At 65.4% G+C, this 15,334-nt stretch carries 9 protein-coding genes; 5 read left to right on the top strand and 4 right to left on the bottom strand.

What is annotated here, in order from left to right:
• Window positions 1-14: 14 nt before the first annotated feature.
• Together mfd and CSQ92_RS09415 are read right to left on the bottom strand one after the other, a co-directional pair.
• Window positions 15-3,458, bottom strand: a complete 3,444-nt coding sequence (gene mfd / locus CSQ92_RS09420; protein ID WP_099393958.1) for a transcription-repair coupling factor — start codon at window positions 3,456-3,458, stop codon at window positions 15-17.
• A gap of 218 nt (window positions 3,459-3,676) precedes the next feature.
• The gene (locus tag CSQ92_RS09415) at window positions 3,677-4,612 is read right to left on the bottom strand and encodes a 5'-nucleotidase (RefSeq protein ID WP_099393957.1); all 936 of its coding nucleotides are present in this window, start codon (window positions 4,610-4,612) and stop codon (window positions 3,677-3,679) included.
• Window positions 4,613-4,952: 340 nt separating this feature from the next.
• Here CSQ92_RS09415 and CSQ92_RS09410 point away from each other — a divergent pair, with 340 nt between their 5' ends.
• The 4 genes from CSQ92_RS09410 (at window position 4,953) to CSQ92_RS09395 (ending at window position 12,444) form a co-directional block, all read left to right on the top strand.
• Window positions 4,953-6,740 carry a methyl-accepting chemotaxis protein gene (locus CSQ92_RS09410; RefSeq protein ID WP_099393956.1) on the top strand — a complete coding sequence of 596 codons (1,788 nt, stop codon included), beginning with the start codon at window positions 4,953-4,955 and terminating at the stop codon, window positions 6,738-6,740.
• Between the two features lie 344 nt (window positions 6,741-7,084).
• Entirely contained in the window at window positions 7,085-8,683 is a 1,599-nt protein-coding gene (locus tag CSQ92_RS29545) for a methyl-accepting chemotaxis protein (RefSeq protein ID WP_306532418.1), read from the top strand.
• Entirely contained in the window at window positions 8,683-9,615 is a 933-nt protein-coding gene (locus tag CSQ92_RS09400; protein ID WP_180276976.1) for a putative bifunctional diguanylate cyclase/phosphodiesterase, read from the top strand. The genes CSQ92_RS29545 and CSQ92_RS09400 overlap by 1 nt, the downstream gene beginning before the upstream one ends.
• Window positions 9,616-9,714: 99 nt before the next feature.
• Complete coding sequence (locus tag CSQ92_RS09395) at window positions 9,715-12,444, top strand: ATP-binding protein (protein WP_180276975.1); 2,730 nt, start codon at window positions 9,715-9,717, stop codon at window positions 12,442-12,444.
• Window positions 12,445-12,447: 3 nt separating this feature from the next.
• Here CSQ92_RS09395 and CSQ92_RS09390 read toward each other — a convergent pair whose 3' ends face one another.
• Together CSQ92_RS09390 and CSQ92_RS09385 are read right to left on the bottom strand one after the other, a co-directional pair.
• On the bottom strand, window positions 12,448-13,365 hold the full coding sequence (locus CSQ92_RS09390) for a lipase secretion chaperone (protein WP_099388057.1): 918 nt from the start codon (window positions 13,363-13,365) through the stop codon (window positions 12,448-12,450).
• 10 nt (window positions 13,366-13,375) lie between these two features.
• A complete protein-coding gene (locus CSQ92_RS09385) occupies window positions 13,376-14,290 on the bottom strand; it encodes a lipase family alpha/beta hydrolase (RefSeq protein WP_099393953.1) in 915 nt (304 codons plus the stop codon).
• A 375-nt stretch (window positions 14,291-14,665) separates the two neighbouring features.
• On the opposite strand from CSQ92_RS09385, the gene CSQ92_RS09380 reads away from it, so the two are divergent.
• Window positions 14,666-15,325, top strand: coding sequence for a TetR/AcrR family transcriptional regulator (locus CSQ92_RS09380; RefSeq protein ID WP_070254233.1), 660 nt, complete (start codon window positions 14,666-14,668; stop codon window positions 15,323-15,325).
• Window positions 15,326-15,334: the final 9 nt, after the last annotated feature.

The raw sequence follows: 15,334 nt of genomic DNA, 5'->3' as shown, positions 1-15,334 counted from the left end.
ATGATAGGAATAGTCTAAACCGTCAATTGCTTGATGGTGGTCTTGATCTGCGTCACGCGCGCGGCCAGGTCCGGCATGGCGGCCGTGATTTTCAGCTTGTCCTGGCCATGCAGCTTGATATGGCGGTTCTTCTGGATCAAGTCGATGATGCGCATCGGGTCGATGGGCGGCTTGGCCATGAATTGCAGGGTGGCCGCCTCGCCATGCACGTCGATCTTGACGATGCCCACGGTTTTCGCGGCGATGCGCAGGCGGTGCGTCTCGACCAGGGCCTTGACGGCGTCGGGCAGCTTGCCGAAGCGGTCGATCAGCTCTTCCTGGATATCGTCGATCTTGTCCTGCGTGGCGCAGTTGGCCAGGCGCTTGTAGATCGACAGGCGCTCGTGCACGTCGCCGCAGAAGTCGGCCGGCAGCAGGGCCGGCACGTGCAGGTTGATCTCGGTGGTGGACGCCAGTGGCGCCGCCAGGTCCGGCTCCTTGCCCGCTTTCAGCGAGCGCACGGCTTCGTTGAGCATGTCCGAATACAGCTGGAAGCCGATTTCCGTCATCTCGCCCGACTGGCTCTCGCCCAGCACCTCGCCGGCGCCGCGGATTTCCAGGTCGTGCATGGCCAGGTAAAAGCCGCTGCCCAGTTCTTCCATCTGCTGGATGGCGTCCAGGCGGCGCTGCGCCAGTTTCGTCAGGCCCTGCACATCGTGCACCAGCAGGTAGGCGTAGGCCTGGTGATGCGAGCGTCCGACCCGGCCGCGCAGCTGGTGCAGCTGCGCCAGGCCGAACTTGTCTGCGCGGTGCATGATGATGGTGTTCGCCGTCGGCACGTCGATGCCCGTCTCGATGATCGTCGTGCACAGCAGGATGTTGAAACGCTGGGCGACGAAGTCGCGCATGACCTTTTCCAGGTCGCGTTCATGCATCTGGCCGTGCGCCACGGCGATGCGCGCCTCGGGCAGCAATTCCGTCAGCATGGCCAGGCGGTTCTGGATGGTTTCCACCTCGTTGTGCAGGAAGTAGATCTGGCCGCCCCGTTTGAGCTCGCGCAAGCAGGCTTCGCGGATGATGGCTTCGCCCTCGCTGCGGACAAAAGTCTTGATGGCCAGGCGCTTTTGCGGCGCCGTGGCGATGATGGAAAAGTCGCGCAAGCCTTCCAGCGCCATGCCCAGGGTGCGGGGGATCGGCGTGGCCGTCAGGGTCAGCACGTCCACTTCCGCGCGCAGCGCCTTCAAGGCTTCCTTCTGGCGCACGCCGAACCGGTGTTCCTCGTCGATGATGACCAGGCCCAGGCGCGTAAACTTCACGTCGTCGGACAGCAGTTTATGCGTGCCGATGACGATGTCGATGGTGCCGTCGGCCATGCCCTTGAACGCCTGCGTGATCTCCTTGCCGCTGCGGAAGCGCGACAATTCCGCGATGCGCACGGGCCAGTCGGCAAAGCGGTCGGCGAAGGTTTGCGCATGCTGTTCCGCCAGCAGGGTGGTGGGCGCCAGGATGGCTACCTGCTTGCCGCCCATGACGGCGATGAAGGCGGCGCGCAGCGCCACTTCCGTCTTGCCGAAGCCGACGTCGCCGCACACGAGGCGGTCCATCGGTTTGCCGGAAGTCATGTCCTTGATGACGTTGTGGATGGCCTCGGCCTGGTCCGGCGTTTCGTCGAAGCCGAAGCTGTCGGCGAAGCGCTGGTAGTCGTGCGACGAGAATTCGAACGAGTGGCCCTGGCGCAGCGCGCGGCGGGCATACAGGTTGAGCAGCTCGGCGGCCGTGTCGCGCACCTGTTCGGCGGCGCGCTTTTTCGCCTTTTCCCACTGTCCCGAGCCGAGCGAATGCAGCGGCGCATCTTCCGGCGAAGCGCCCGAATAGCGAGAGATGACATGCAGCTGCGACACGGGCACGTACAGCTTGGTGTCCTTGGCGTATTCCAGGTGCAAAAATTCCGTCTCGCCTTCGCCCAGGTCCATGCTGGTCAGGCCCATGTAGCGCCCGATGCCGTGGTTGATGTGCACGACGGGGTCGCCGATCTTCAGCTCCGACAGGTCGCGCACCATCGATTCGACCTGCGTCACGCCTTCCTGCTTCTTGGTGCCGACCCGGCGGCCGGAACCGGCGTACAGCTCCGTCTCGGTGATGAAGGATAAATTTCCTTCCGGCGTAAACAGCTCGAAGCCCGCGTGCAGAGGCGCCACGCCCAGCATCAGCTTGGCGCTTGATTGCAAAAAGCCGTCGCTGCCTTCCACGGGCGTCAGGTGCAGATCGTATTCGGTGAAGTACTGCTGCAGGGTTTCGCGGCGGCCGTTCGATTCGGCGCAGATCATCACGCGGCGGCCCGATTGCAGCAAATAGCTGCGCAGGTTGGCCAGCGGGTCGTCGGCGCGGCGGTTGACGGCGATGTTCGGCACGGGGGCCGACAGTTCGGACGCCAGCGCATCGTTCGATTTGGCGATCGCCAGGCGCGGATACGGCTTGGCCAGGCCGAAGAACTGCTCGTCGGACAGGAACAGCGATTCGGGCGGCAGGATCGGCCGCTCGCGGTCCGCCTTCAAAAAGCGGTAGCGCGACTGGGTATCGGTCCAGAAGCGGCCAATGGCCGCGTCGATCTCGCCTACCAGGGCCAGCGAGGCGTCTTGTGGCAGGTAGTCGAACAGGGTGGCCGTTTGTTCAAAAAACAGGGGCAGATAGTATTCGATGCCGGCCGAGGCGATGCCGCTGCTGATGTCCTTGTAGACGACCGAGCGCGATGGGTCGCCCTCGAACTGTTCGCGCCAGCGGTTGCGGAAGGTGGTGCGCGCCGCTTCATCCATGGGGAATTCGCGCCCCGGCAGCAGCCGCACTTCATGCACGGGATACAGCGAGCGCTGGGTGTCCGCGTCAAACGTGCGGATGGTCTCGATGGTGTCGCCGAACAGGTCGAGCCGGTAGGGCAAGGCCGAACCCATGGGGAACAGGTCGAGCAGGCCGCCGCGCACCGAGTATTCGCCGGGCGACATCACTTGCGACACATGGCTGTAGCCGGCCAGGGTCAGCTGCGACTTCAGGCGCGCTTCGTCGAGCTTTTCGCCCTTCTTGAAGAAGAAGGTGTAGGCGGCCAAAAAGGACGGCGGCGCCAGGCGCACGAGGGCCGTGGTAGCCGGCACGATCAGCACGTCGCACTGGCGCGTCTGGATTTCATGCAGGGTGGCCAGGCGCTCGGAGACCAGGTCCTGGTGCGGCGAAAACGCGTCGTAGGGCAGGGTTTCCCAATCCGGCAGCAAATGGCAGCGCAGGTCCTTGCCGCCAAACCACGGGATTTCATCGAGCAGGCGCTGGCCATCGCTGGCCTGCGCCACCACCACGGCCAGCATCTGGCCCCGCGCTTTCAATTCCAGCGCGGCCAGCGCCAGGGCATAGGCGTCGGATGAACCATACAGGGCGGGCAGCGCATAGCGGTTGCCGGGCTTGGGGAGGGCTTTTGTTAAGTCTAAGGACATGCAGGCGATGACACTAGTGGCAGAGGCAGTTGAATGGGACAGCTGTGGTGCGCGCAGCGCCGCCAGTGACGGCGCCGACAGGCGAGATTATAGACCATCACTTATATCTCCGCGCTTGAGAAAACCGTCGTGAGCGGCAGTGATTTGTGGCTAAGAAGCGCAACCGTACTTTAGTACGGTGAGCATCGCAGGCCGCAAAGCACGACGCGCAGCAGGTTTTATCCTGCGCGGACATTCGCAATGCCGAACGGGACATGCACCATCGGGATGGTGCCGCCCGCCGATTTGAGGTGGCTCAACTGGTCATCGAAGAAGATATGCGGCTTGAACACGGCCAGCACGCGGGACTTGTCCATGCCGCCGAGGAAAAACGTTTCGTCGGCCGCCACGCCCCAGCTTTTCAGGGTCGTCACGACCCGCTCGTGCGAGGGCGCGTTGCGCGCCGTGATGATGGCGATGCGCAGGATCTTTTTATAGCCGGGGTCGCGCCGCTGGGCCCTTTCTTCCAGGCGCTGCATGGTGGCCAGCTTCTGGAACAGGCCGGCCAGCGGGCCGGGGCGGTGCGGTGTGCCCACGTTCAGGGTTTCATGGGCGTGGAATTCATCGACGTCGTTATTGCGCTTGAATACGCTTTCCGCTTCGTCGTCAGCGATCACGCCGTCGAAATCGAAGGCCACGCGCAGTTCCTCGTCGTTTTCGTCGTCTTCCGTGCGCGACGGCAGCACCAGGCCGGCAGGATAGTCGCAGGCCAGGGCGCTGCGCACGTCGTCCTCATTCGCGCTGAGGAACAGCGACGCGTTGAAGGCGGGCAGGTAGGGGTAGGGCGACTTGCCTGTCATGAAGGCGGCGCGCGAAATGTCCAGGCCGTAGTGAGCGATGCTGTGCATGACGCGCAAGCCCGTTTCCGGCGAATTGCGCGAAAACAGCACCACTTCCACGGGCGACTGGCGCGGATAGTGCTTGTTGATGTTCAGGAAGCGGCGGATGAAGGGAAAGGCCACGCCGCGCGGCAAGACCGTGTCGATATGCGTTTCCTGGTATTTGCGGTATTCCTCCGGGCCGTTGTCGAGGTAGACCTGGTGCGATTCGGCCAGGTCGAACAGGGCGCTGGAAGCGACCCCGATCACCAGTTTGTGTTCGATAGGATAAGCCATGGTCTGCCTGTTGTTTGCTTGTTGCTCATCTTATACGACTATCAACTGCGTAGCCAATAGCGACGCGCGGGGATTTTTTGCACCAAAGCAGGGCATGGGACGGCTTTTCGATGCCACTGTGCAAGGCGCACCACAGTAAGGAAAGAAATATTGATTTGTATCAAGTATGTAGCTGTCAGCGCGTCCGTTTTCCACTATGCTTCCACTTATAAAATCTCGCCAATTGTAACGAAGCGTACGCCCCATCCCCGCCGCCTTTATACAAGTGTCAGCTGTTTTACTCGAACATGCCAGCCCCGACTTCGCCAGCAGTCTTCGTGACTTTATAAAGGACCTCGCCATGTTTAAGAATTTACTGATCAAATGGAAGTTGGCGACGCTTGTCGCCGTGATGATGGTGGCCTTGCTGGTGGTGGGCATCAGCGGCTACACGGGCATCGCCACCGTGGGGCGTGCCGTCAATGAAATCGGCGTGGTGCGCCTGCCGTCGATCCAGGGCTTGATGATGATCAGCGAAGGCCAGACGGCCGTTGCCGCCGCCACCCTGACGGCCGCCATCTATGAAAACAATTACCAGGCACAGGACAAGTTCGCGGAAGCGCTGCAGCTGCGCACGCGCGCCTGGAACAATATCGAGGCGGGCCGCAAGCTGTACGAACCGCTGCCGCAAACTACCGAGGAAGCCGCGCTGTGGCAGCGCTTCCAGGGCGAGTGGACGGCCTGGAAGGCGGACGACGACAAGGTGCGCGCCATCTTGCGCCAACTGGCCGACAACCGCGACGAGCCGCGGCAGAAAGAGTTGTTCGTGGCGTTCTACAAGCAGTACCAGGATTCGCGTGCGCTGTTCGGCAAGGCCGAAGGCACGCTCAACGACATCATCAAGCTCAATAACGGCGTGGCCGATGCCAGCGTCAAGGACGGCAGCGCGGCCGTCATCCGCTCGGAAAGCCTGATGGTCATCCTCGGCTTGCTGGCCTCCGCGCTGGGCATCGGTTGCGCCGCCTACATCACGCGCGCCATCACGCAGCCGATCAACTCGGCCGTGAAAGTGGCGCAGACGGTGGCCTCGGGCGACCTGACCAGCCACATCGAGGTGCACACGACGGAAGAAACGGGCCAGCTGCTGCAGGCGCTCAAGGACATGAATTCCAGCCTGGTCAGCATTGTCGGCCAGGTGCGCAGCGGCACGGAGACCATCGCCACGGCCTCGTCGGAAATTGCCAGCGGCAACCTGGACCTGTCCTCGCGCACGGAAGAGCAAGCCAGTTCGCTGGAAGAGACTGCGTCGTCGATGGAAGAGCTGACGTCCACCGTGCGGCAGAACGCCGACAATGCCCAGCAGGCCAACCAGCTTGCGCTGAGCGCCTCGGGCGTGGCTGTGAAAGGCGGTGAGGTGGTAGGCAAGGTGGTGCAGACCATGGACGCCATCAACGACTCGTCGCGCAAGATCGTCGACATCATTTCCGTCATCGACGGCATCGCCTTCCAGACGAATATCCTGGCCTTGAATGCCGCCGTGGAAGCGGCGCGCGCAGGCGAGCAGGGACGCGGTTTCGCCGTCGTGGCGACGGAAGTGCGTAATCTTGCCCAAAGATCCGCTGGCGCAGCGAAAGAGATCAAGACCCTGATCGGCGACTCCGTGGTGGCGGTCGACGCGGGCAGCAAGCTGGTGGCCGAGGCGGGCAGCACGATGGCCGAAATCGTCTCCAGCGTGCAGCGCGTGACGGACATCATGGCGGAAATCAGCCTGGCCACGCAGGAGCAAAGCTCGGGCATCGACCAGATCAACCAGGCCATCGGCCAGATGGACCAGGTGACGCAGCAGAACGCGGCCCTGGTGGAAGAGGCGGCCGCCGCGGCCGAATCCCTGCAGGAGCAATCGGGCCAGCTGGCCGACGTGGTCAGCGTCTTCAAGCTCGATGGCGCCCAGGCGCCTGCCGCGCGCGCAAACGCGAACGCAAAGCCGGCCGCGCCGCGCGCCGCGCTGGCCAGCGCCGCGCCGAAGCGTCCGGCAGCGGGTCCTGCATCGCGTCCCGCATCACGCCCCACCGCAGGCCGCCCGGCCTTGCACGCCGTGCCATCCCAGCGCCAGAGCGCGCCGCGCGACGACGAGTGGGAAGTGTTCTGACGGATTGACGGCGCCAGCATGCGCTTCCGGACGGCCGCCTTGCGCGGCCGTTTCCACATGCGCGCACAGGTTCGCACTGCGGTTACTACTTACTAAAAAAACAGCGTTATAAGAATAGCTGTTTTGCCATCTAAGCAAATCTTTTCAAAACTTAACGCGACATTGCTTGTGAGATAACTCACACTGCCTGCCGTACCACCCTTGTTCCCGCCTCGGCCACATCCCGGCTGACCCCTCCGCCTGCTGCGTCCAGCCATTCGTGGCAGGCGGCAGCCATTGCCGTCAGCCTTGCATGCGAGCCCGGCGCGATGACCGATGCACCACACTGAAGGATGCGAATAAAGATGGCAAATATGAAAATCGGCACGCGCCTGCGCTGCTCCTTTGCGTTGTTGACCTTGCTGCTGCTGGCGACCGCCGTGCTGGGCATGCTGCGCCTGTCCAGCCTGGAACTGCGCATGCGCGACGTGATCGATGACAAATATCCGAAAACCGTGCTGGCCAACGACATCATCAAGAATGTCAACATCATCGCGCGCTCCTCGCGCAACCTGCTGCTGATGACGGAGCCGCAGCAGCTGGCGCAGGAACGCGCCACCATCGCCAAGGCGGGGGGCGAAACGGAAAAGGGCCTGGCGCAGCTGGACAAGGTGGTGCTGTCGCCGCAGGGCCGCCAGCAGATGGCGGCCGTGACGCAGGCGCGGGCCACGTTCAACGGCGGCCGCGACAAGGTACTGGCCCTGCTGGAAGAAGGGGCGCGCGATGAAGCGACCAGTTTGCTGCTCGGCACCGTGCGCGGCGACCAGCTGCGCTACATGGCGGCGCTGGAAAGCCTCATCGCGCACCAGCATGACCTGATGGAGGAGGCGGGCGCCCAGGTGCGCCACGAATACGCCACGGCGCGCAACATGATGCTGGCACTGAGCGCGCTGGCCGTGCTCTTTTCGCTCGTCACGGCCTGGCTGGTCACGCGCAGCATCGTCAATCCGCTGCGCCATGCCCTGACCGTGGCGCAGACCGTGGCCGCTGGCGATCTGACATCGACCTTCGGCCGCCACGGCGGCGATGAAACGGGCAAGCTGCTCGACGCGCTGTGCATCATGAACGGCAACCTGCTCGACATCGTGCAGCAGGTGCGCAGCGGCACCGACACCATCGCCACGGCGTCGTCGCAGATCGCGGCAGGCAATATCGACCTGTCGTCGCGCACCGAGGAGCAGGCCAGCTCGCTCGAACAGACGGCGTCGGCCATGGAGGAACTCAGCTCCACCGTGCAGCAGAACGCGGACAATGCCCGCCACGCCAGCGTGCTGGCCGTCGAGGCGGCGAATATCGCCGGCGCTGGCGGGCAAGCCGTGGGGCAGGTGATCCATACCATGGACGCCATCAGCGCTTCCTCGGCGCAGATCGCCGACATCATCGGCGTGATCGACATGCTGGCCTTCCAGACGAATATCCTGGCCCTGAACGCGGCCGTGGAAGCGGCGCGCGCGAGCGAGCAGGGGCGCGGCTTTGCCGTCGTGGCGACGGAAGTGCGCAACCTGGCGCAGCGCAGCGCGGCGGCGGCGCGCGATATCCGCGCCCTGATCGCCAATTCCACGCAGCAGGTGGACGCGGGCGCGGCCCTCGTGGCGCAGGCTGGCGCCACGATGCAGGAAGTGGTGGCGGCCGTGGGCCGTGTCAGCCAGATGGTGGCCGACATCACGGCTGCCAGCGCGGAGCAAAGCACGGGCATCGGCCAGGTCAGCCAGGCGGTGCTGCAGATGGATGAAGTGACGCAGCAGAATGCCGCCCTGGTGGAAGAGGCGGCGGCCGCGTCGCAATCGCTGGAAGGCGAGGCGGCGAAGCTGCTGCAGGTGGTCAGCGTGTTTCGCCTGCAGCAGGGACCGGCGCACACCTTGCCGCGCCGCAGCGTGCCGGCCGCGCCGCGCCTGCTGGCCTAGTGGCGCGCCTGGCAAGGTTCTGGCTCGGCTGCGTCGTGCTGTGGCGGGCGCGGCGCCAGGCGCGGGTTGGGCCGGCAGGCGAACCGGTGGCGTCGGCGCGCAGCCGGGAGCTGCAAGCGCGCCTGGACAGCGCCATCGTCGCTGGCGAGTTCCGCTTTCACTACCAGGGCAAGTTCGATACGGCGCAGCTGCGCCTGGTCGGCCTGGAAGCACTGCTGCGCTGGGAGCATCCGCGCCATGGCCTGATCTACCCGAACGAATTCATCGGCCTGGCCGAGCAGACGCAGGCCATCGCGGCGCTGGGCAACTGGGGCATCGATGCGGCTTGCCGCCAGCTGGCGCAGTGGCGCGCGGCTGGCCTGCCTTTGGTGCCGGTCGCGGTGAATGTCTCGGCGCGCCAGCTGTGCCAGCCGCACTTGCCTGACTTCGTGCTGGGCTGCCTGCGGCGCCACGCCATTCCTCCCGGCCTGCTGGAGCTGGAAGTGACGGAAAGCTGCTGTATCGACGACATGGCGCAGGCGGCGCAGGGATTGCGCCAGCTGCGCGCGCTGGGCCTGAGCATTTCGCTTGACGATTACGGCACCGGCCATTCGGGCTTGAGCCATGTCAGGATGCTGCCGATTCACACCATCAAGATCGACCGCTCCTTCATCCGCGACCTGGATGGCAGCGCAGGCAGTGACGCCGTGATCGTCGCCTCGACCATTGCGCTGGCGCATGGCCTGGGCTTGCAGGCGCTGGCCGAGGGCGTGGAAAACGGGGAACAGCTGGCGCAGCTGCGGCGGCTGGGCTGCCCGCAGGTGCAGGGCTTTTACCTGCACCGCCCGGCGCCCGCGTCCGAGGTGGCCGCGTTGCTGTCCGCTGGCGCGCCGGCCGGCCTTGTAACAGTGCCGAAACACGGCGCCATGCGGCATGGCGCGGATGCTCAGTAGAATATGGCCACTGCAAGCCGCGTGCTTTAACACCTTCTCCTCCACGCAAGAATGATAAACAGTCCTGTCCCGGCCTATGTCTTTGGCCCGTTTCGCCTTTTGCCGCTAGAACGCCTGCTGTTCGAGGGCGATCGCGCGCTGCGCCTGGGCAGCAGGGCCATGGACTTGCTGCTGGCCCTGCTGGAGCGCGCCGGCGACATCGTCGACAAGCATGAACTGGTGGCCATCGTCTGGCCCAATGCCGTGGTCGACGACGCGACCTTGCGCGTGCACCTGGCGGCGCTGCGCAAGGCGCTTGGCGATGGCCGCGATGGCCAGCGCTACATCACCACCATCCCCGGGCGCGGCTACGGCTTCCTGGCGCCGCTGGCGCACACGGGCGGGCCGGCGTCCGGTACGGCGGGCGCCGAACCGCGGCATAACCTGCCCGTCATGCTGACGCGCATGCTGGGCCGCGCCGAGGTGCTGCAAACGATGGCCAACCAGCTGCTGCAATTGCGCCTGCTGTGCATTGCCGGTCCGGGCGGCATCGGCAAGACCACCCTGGCAGTCGTCCTGGCCACGCGGGTGCTGCGCCGCTATGCCGACGGCGTGTGCTTCGTCGACCTGTCGCCGCTGGACGAGGGGCATCTGGTGCCGCTGGCGCTGGCCACGGCGCTGGGCGTGGCGGTGCCGGCCGGCGACGCCATGCCGGTCCTGCTGGCCTATCTGCGCCCGCGCCACATGCTGCTCGTGCTCGATAACTGCGAACACGTGATCGGCGCGGCCGCCACCCTGGCCGACGCCTTGCTCAAGGGCGCGCCGCTGCTGCACGTATTGGCCACCAGCCGCGAGCCGCTGCGCCTCACCAGCGAACAGCTGCAGCGCCTGCCCGCGCTGGAATTGCCGCCGGCCGATGCCGTGCCCGATGCGGCGGCGGTCCGGCACTTTGCCGCGGTGCAGCTGTTTTGCGAACGCTGCGCGGCCGTCGACGATACTTTCGTGCTGGCCGACGCCGACGTGCCCGTGGTGGTGGATATCTGCCGGCGCCTCGATGGCATTCCGCTGGCGCTGGAGCTGGCGGCCGGGCGCATCGGCCATTTCGGCTTGCACGAATTGCGCCGCCAGCTCGACGACCGCTTTCGCCTGCTCACGCGCGGCGCGCGCAACATGCCCTTGCGCCACCAGACCTTGCGCGCCACCCTGGACTGGAGCTACGGCCTGCTCGACGCGCAAGAGCGCCAGGTGCTGCAGGCGCTGAGCGTGTTCCGGAGCCGCTTCCGGCTGGAGTCGGCCAGCGCCGTGGCGGGATGCGACGTGTTCGACACGCTGGCCGACCTGGCCGCCAAGTCCCTCGTCAGCATCGAGTTTTGCTGCCAGCATGTGTATTACCGGCTGCTCGACACCACGCGCGCCTATGCTGGCGCGCAGCTGTCGGCGGGCGGGGGCGAGGGCGCCGTGCTGCTGCGCCATGCGCGCCATTGCCTGGGACTGGCCGGGCGCATCGCCGCCGACTGGGCAAGCATGCCGCCGGCCCGCTGGAGCGCGTGCTATGGCCGCCATGTCGATGACCTGCGCGCCGCCATCGACTGGGCTTTCGGCGAGGAGGGCGACGTGGCGCTGGGCGTGGCGCTGACCTTGGCCGCGCAAACCCTGTTCTACCAGCTGTCGCTGATGGATGAATACCGCGTACGCGTCGAGCGGGCGCTCGAGCGCATGGCCGCGCACGCGGTGGACGACCCTGACAGCGAGATGCAGCTGCATGTCTCGCAGGCGCACCTGCTGCTGCATACGCAGGGCATCACCGGCACCATGCTGCGTTCGTTCCAGCGCGGCTATGCGCTGGCCATGCGCACGGATGATGGCAGCCGCCGCGCCGAAGCCATTTGCGGCATGTGGATCTGCAGCCTGAAGCTGGCCGATTTCCAGCGCGCCGACAACTACGTCACCGAGCTGGCCGTCCTGTGCGCAACGCGCGACGACATGGCGATGCGCCTGGTGCTGGCGCGCATGCGCTCCGTGGGCGAATATGTGCAGGGACGCTACGCGCAGTCGGCGGCGCTGGCGCGCATGGTGCTGGCGCATCCCGAGGGCGCGGCGCAGCTCGGTTTCAACAATGCCTTGCTGGCCGATCACCAGGTTTGCCTGCGCGGCACGCTGGCGCGCTGCCTGTGGATGCAGGGCCGCCCCGACGATGCCCTGGTCCTGGCGCGCGAGGCGGTGGCGGTGGGCTTCGAGCACAATGGCGTCACGCTGTGCGTGGCGCTGGCCATCAATGCCATTCCCGTCGCCCTGTGGTGCGGGCAGCGGGAACTGGCGCATGCGTGGATTTGCCTGCTGTGCGAACACGCGGCCCGCTATGGCTTGCTGTACTGGAGCGCCTGGGGCGCCGCCTACCAGCGCCTGCTCGACGGGGGCGAGGCGATGTCGCCATTCCCCTGGCCGTCGGTGCGCAGCTGGCCGATACAGGTCGATTTGATGGCCACCCTGCACGACGCGGCCGCCGATAGCCAGGCGCTGCGGCGCGCGCGCATGGGCCTGGCGCCGTGGAGCGCACCCGAAGTGCTGCGCCGCGACGCGCATCACCGCTGGCGCGCGCTGGCGCACGGCGATGCGGCCGGCCTGGAAGCGGTGCGGGCGCAGCTGGAAGAAGCGCTGCTGCTGGCCAGGGGCCAGCAGGCGCCGGGCTGGGAACTGCGCTGCGCCACCAGCCTGGCGACCGTGCTGCAGGCGCAAGGCCGCGGTGCCGCCGCGCATGCCGTGCTGGCTCCTGTCCATGCGGGCTACCGGCAGGGGCGCGAGAGCACGGACGTGATGGCGGCAGCAGCCTTGCTGGCGCAGCTGGCCTGATGGCTATTCGTAGGCACCCAGTCTGCGCTGTTCCTCCGGCGAGAAACTGGCGTCGCGCAGCCGCTGCAGGGCTGCCGCATCCTGCGCGCCGCCGGGCAGGCTGTTTTTTTGCGCCTGGTAGGCGATGATGCGCTGCTGCCACTGCGATTCCTCGCGGTCCAGTTCCGCCAGGCGCGCCGCCGCTGCCGGCGTGAACGTGCTGGCGCGCAGGCGGTAGACTTCATTGTCGCCGCCGCCCTGTGCCCGCAAGGTCTTGACGGAGGCGTCCAGCTGCGCCACCTGCAGCGGCGCGTCGCGCGCGGCGCGCTGGGCCGGCGACATTTTCTGGTCCAGCGCGGCCAGTTGCGCCTGGCGCTGTGCTTCGTCGAGCGAGGCATCGCCGAGTATGGCCATGCGCGCCACGGCGTCGTCGTCATACGCGTCGCTGGCACCGAACAGGCCGGCGCTTTCCTCGGCTGTAAAGTAGTTGCCGCGCAAGGCGCGCATGGCTTGCAGGCGCGCGCGCGCCGCCAGGGCCGCATCGGCTTGCGCCGGCAAGGCCTGTTCCGCGCCGGCCAGCGCCTGCTTGTAGGCCAGGTACGCGCCCAGCAGGCGCTTGGCTTCGCGGGCGGGGACGGGCGCCAGGCGCCGGTCCAGTTCCGCCTCGATCTGGCTGCGGATGGCGGCCAGCGGCTTTTCGCCGAGGCCCGCCAGGTAGTAGTCGAACAGGTGGCCCAGTTCCGCATCGACCACCAGCTTGTCGCCGGCGGCCACCGTCACGTTGCCGTCGGGCCGCGTGCCTTCCATCGAGCGCACGAACGCGAACAGGTCCGGTTCCGTCTTTTCCGGCGGCGGGGCGGGCGGTTCCCCGGGGCGCAGCACCAGGTACAGGGCCAGGGCCGCCAGGCTGCCGCCGATGATCCATTTCGCGTTCGTGCGCATCGTAGGCTCCTTACAGTCCCAGGCCTTGCAGGCGGTTGGCTTGCTGGCGGAAGACCGTAACGGGGTTCGTCTCGAACAGGTTGACGATGCCGACGAACTGGTTGACTTCATCGAGATGATTCATGGCGTAGTCGTCGCGGATCACCTTGCCCAGGTGGCTGGAGCAGCTGCTGACCAGGCCATCGTTCTTGACGCCGCCGAAGGCCAGGCTGATGGCGGCCAGCAGCGGGTCGCCCACGTCGAGCACATTCGTGTACGGTTGCGCGCCGCTCCATGAAAAGTAGTGCACGCCTTGTACCTGGTAGGCGCCTTCGCCGCAGGCGGAGGTGGGCACGCCTTGCGGGTGGCGGCTGTTGAAGGCCAGCGAACCGGCCGTCGACAGCGAGGCCAGCGAGGCGCCCGCGTTTTGCGGCAAACCCTTGCTGCCCGACAAAATGCCGATCAGGGAGGCGAGCGCGTTGCCCAGCGCGCCGCTGGTGTTGGGTATGGCGCCGCTGAGGATATCTGCCACCTTGGAGCCCTTGTTGACGCCGGCCACGCTGGTGACGGACGCCACCAGGTCGGGGCGCACGGAGGCGACATAGCGGGCCGTGGGGCCGCCGTGGCTATGGCCGATCAAATTGACCTTGGCCGCGCCGGTGGCGGCGAGGATTTGCCGCACCTGCGACAGCAGCTGCTCGCCGCGCACTTCCGTGCTGTTGGCGGCCGACACGGTGGTCACATACACTTGCGCACCGCCGCTGCGCAGGGCGGTGGGGACGCCGTAAAAATATTCGACGGGACCGAGCTTGTCGAAGCCGAACAGGCCGTGCACCAGCACGATCGGGTACTTCGTCTGCGTGTAGCCGGCGGCGCTGGCGCTGCCGGGCAGGATGGCGAGGGAAAGCAGAAGGGTGGATAGCAGTTGCCAAAAGCGAGTCTTCATTTTGTCTCCGTTATGTATTATTAATAGTGGAAATGAGTGGAAATGTCGATGCTGTAGCGATGAACCGTGCGCTCCTGTACATTCTCGATGCATTAAAAATAGCGAGCGCTCGGTTTTTTGAATGTAGCACTGCTGGATTTAAATTGCATTTGAATTGCATGATGCAGCGCAATAACTGTGGGAATTTGACGTTGCTTATATGCCCATTGCATAGTTGAAAAGTCAAATAGTTGTTTTCCTGAGCTATAATCGGCCCGGCATCAGCCGTCCCGCCGTCTTGCCATGCCGCGTCCAGGCATGGCATGGATATCGCTCCTACACCGTTACTTGGGAATGCACTTGTCGACCCATTTTAATTTTGAACAGTTTCAGCAGATGACGCCTTTGAATGGCGAAAACATCTGGGAATATATTCTTGACCGCCACGCGGAACGTATCGGCGTCAAGCGCCGCAAGCCGGCGCTGGAAAATCTTGAACGCATCTTCGTCGCCACCTTCCGCCTGGCCAATGACGTGGGTTTCCGCGCCATGAGCTTGCGTGACCTGTGCCGCGAGACGGGGCTGTCGATGGGCGGCCTGTATGGCTACATCACCAGCAAGGACCAACTGGCCGAAATGATCGAGGACGTGGTGCGCCACGCCACGCAAGCCTTGCCCTTGCTGTTCGCCGACGTGAAGTCGCCGCTGGACCGACTGGAGGCGATGATACGCTCGTCGATCTACCTGTCCGAAGTGCTGCAGCCGTGGTTTTATTTTGTCTTCATGGATTCGCGCGTGCTGCAGGTGGAGCAGCGCAGCATGGCGAAGAATTCGGAACTGTATGTGCAGACCCTGATCGCCGCCACCATCGGGGAAATCGAACCGAAGCCGCAGGGCGATCCCACCTTGCTGGCCGCGCACTGCCTGGCACTGTTCCAGGACTGGTACGTGAAACGCTGGAAATACCGCGCGGCGAAGGTCAATGTCGACGATTTCGCCGATAGCGTCGTCAGTACGGTGCGCGGGTATTTGAACATGACCGGTAGGTCGGATTAGCGGGGCCGC

Origin of the sequence: Janthinobacterium sp. BJB446, assembly GCF_002735655.1 — a bacterium.
Taxonomy (GTDB): domain Bacteria; phylum Pseudomonadota; class Gammaproteobacteria; order Burkholderiales; family Burkholderiaceae_D; genus Janthinobacterium; species Janthinobacterium lividum.
This window is presented reverse-complemented; position numbering and strand designations above follow the sequence as displayed.

Excerpts from the sequence above, each read along its gene's own strand:
- mfd (WP_099393958.1), bottom strand. The coding sequence starts at position 3,458 with ATGTCCTTAGACTTAACAAAAGCCCTCCCCAAGCCCGGCAACCGCTAT.
- CSQ92_RS09415 (WP_099393957.1), bottom strand. The coding sequence starts at position 4,612 with ATGGCTTATCCTATCGAACACAAACTGGTGATCGGGGTCGCTTCCAGC.
- CSQ92_RS09410 (WP_099393956.1), top strand. The coding sequence starts at position 4,953 with ATGTTTAAGAATTTACTGATCAAATGGAAGTTGGCGACGCTTGTCGCC.
- CSQ92_RS29545 (WP_306532418.1), top strand. The coding sequence starts at position 7,085 with ATGGCAAATATGAAAATCGGCACGCGCCTGCGCTGCTCCTTTGCGTTG.
- CSQ92_RS09390 (WP_099388057.1), bottom strand. The coding sequence starts at position 13,365 with ATGCGCACGAACGCGAAATGGATCATCGGCGGCAGCCTGGCGGCCCTG.
- CSQ92_RS09385 (WP_099393953.1), bottom strand. The coding sequence starts at position 14,290 with ATGAAGACTCGCTTTTGGCAACTGCTATCCACCCTTCTGCTTTCCCTC.
- CSQ92_RS09380 (WP_070254233.1), top strand. The coding sequence starts at position 14,666 with ATGACGCCTTTGAATGGCGAAAACATCTGGGAATATATTCTTGACCGC.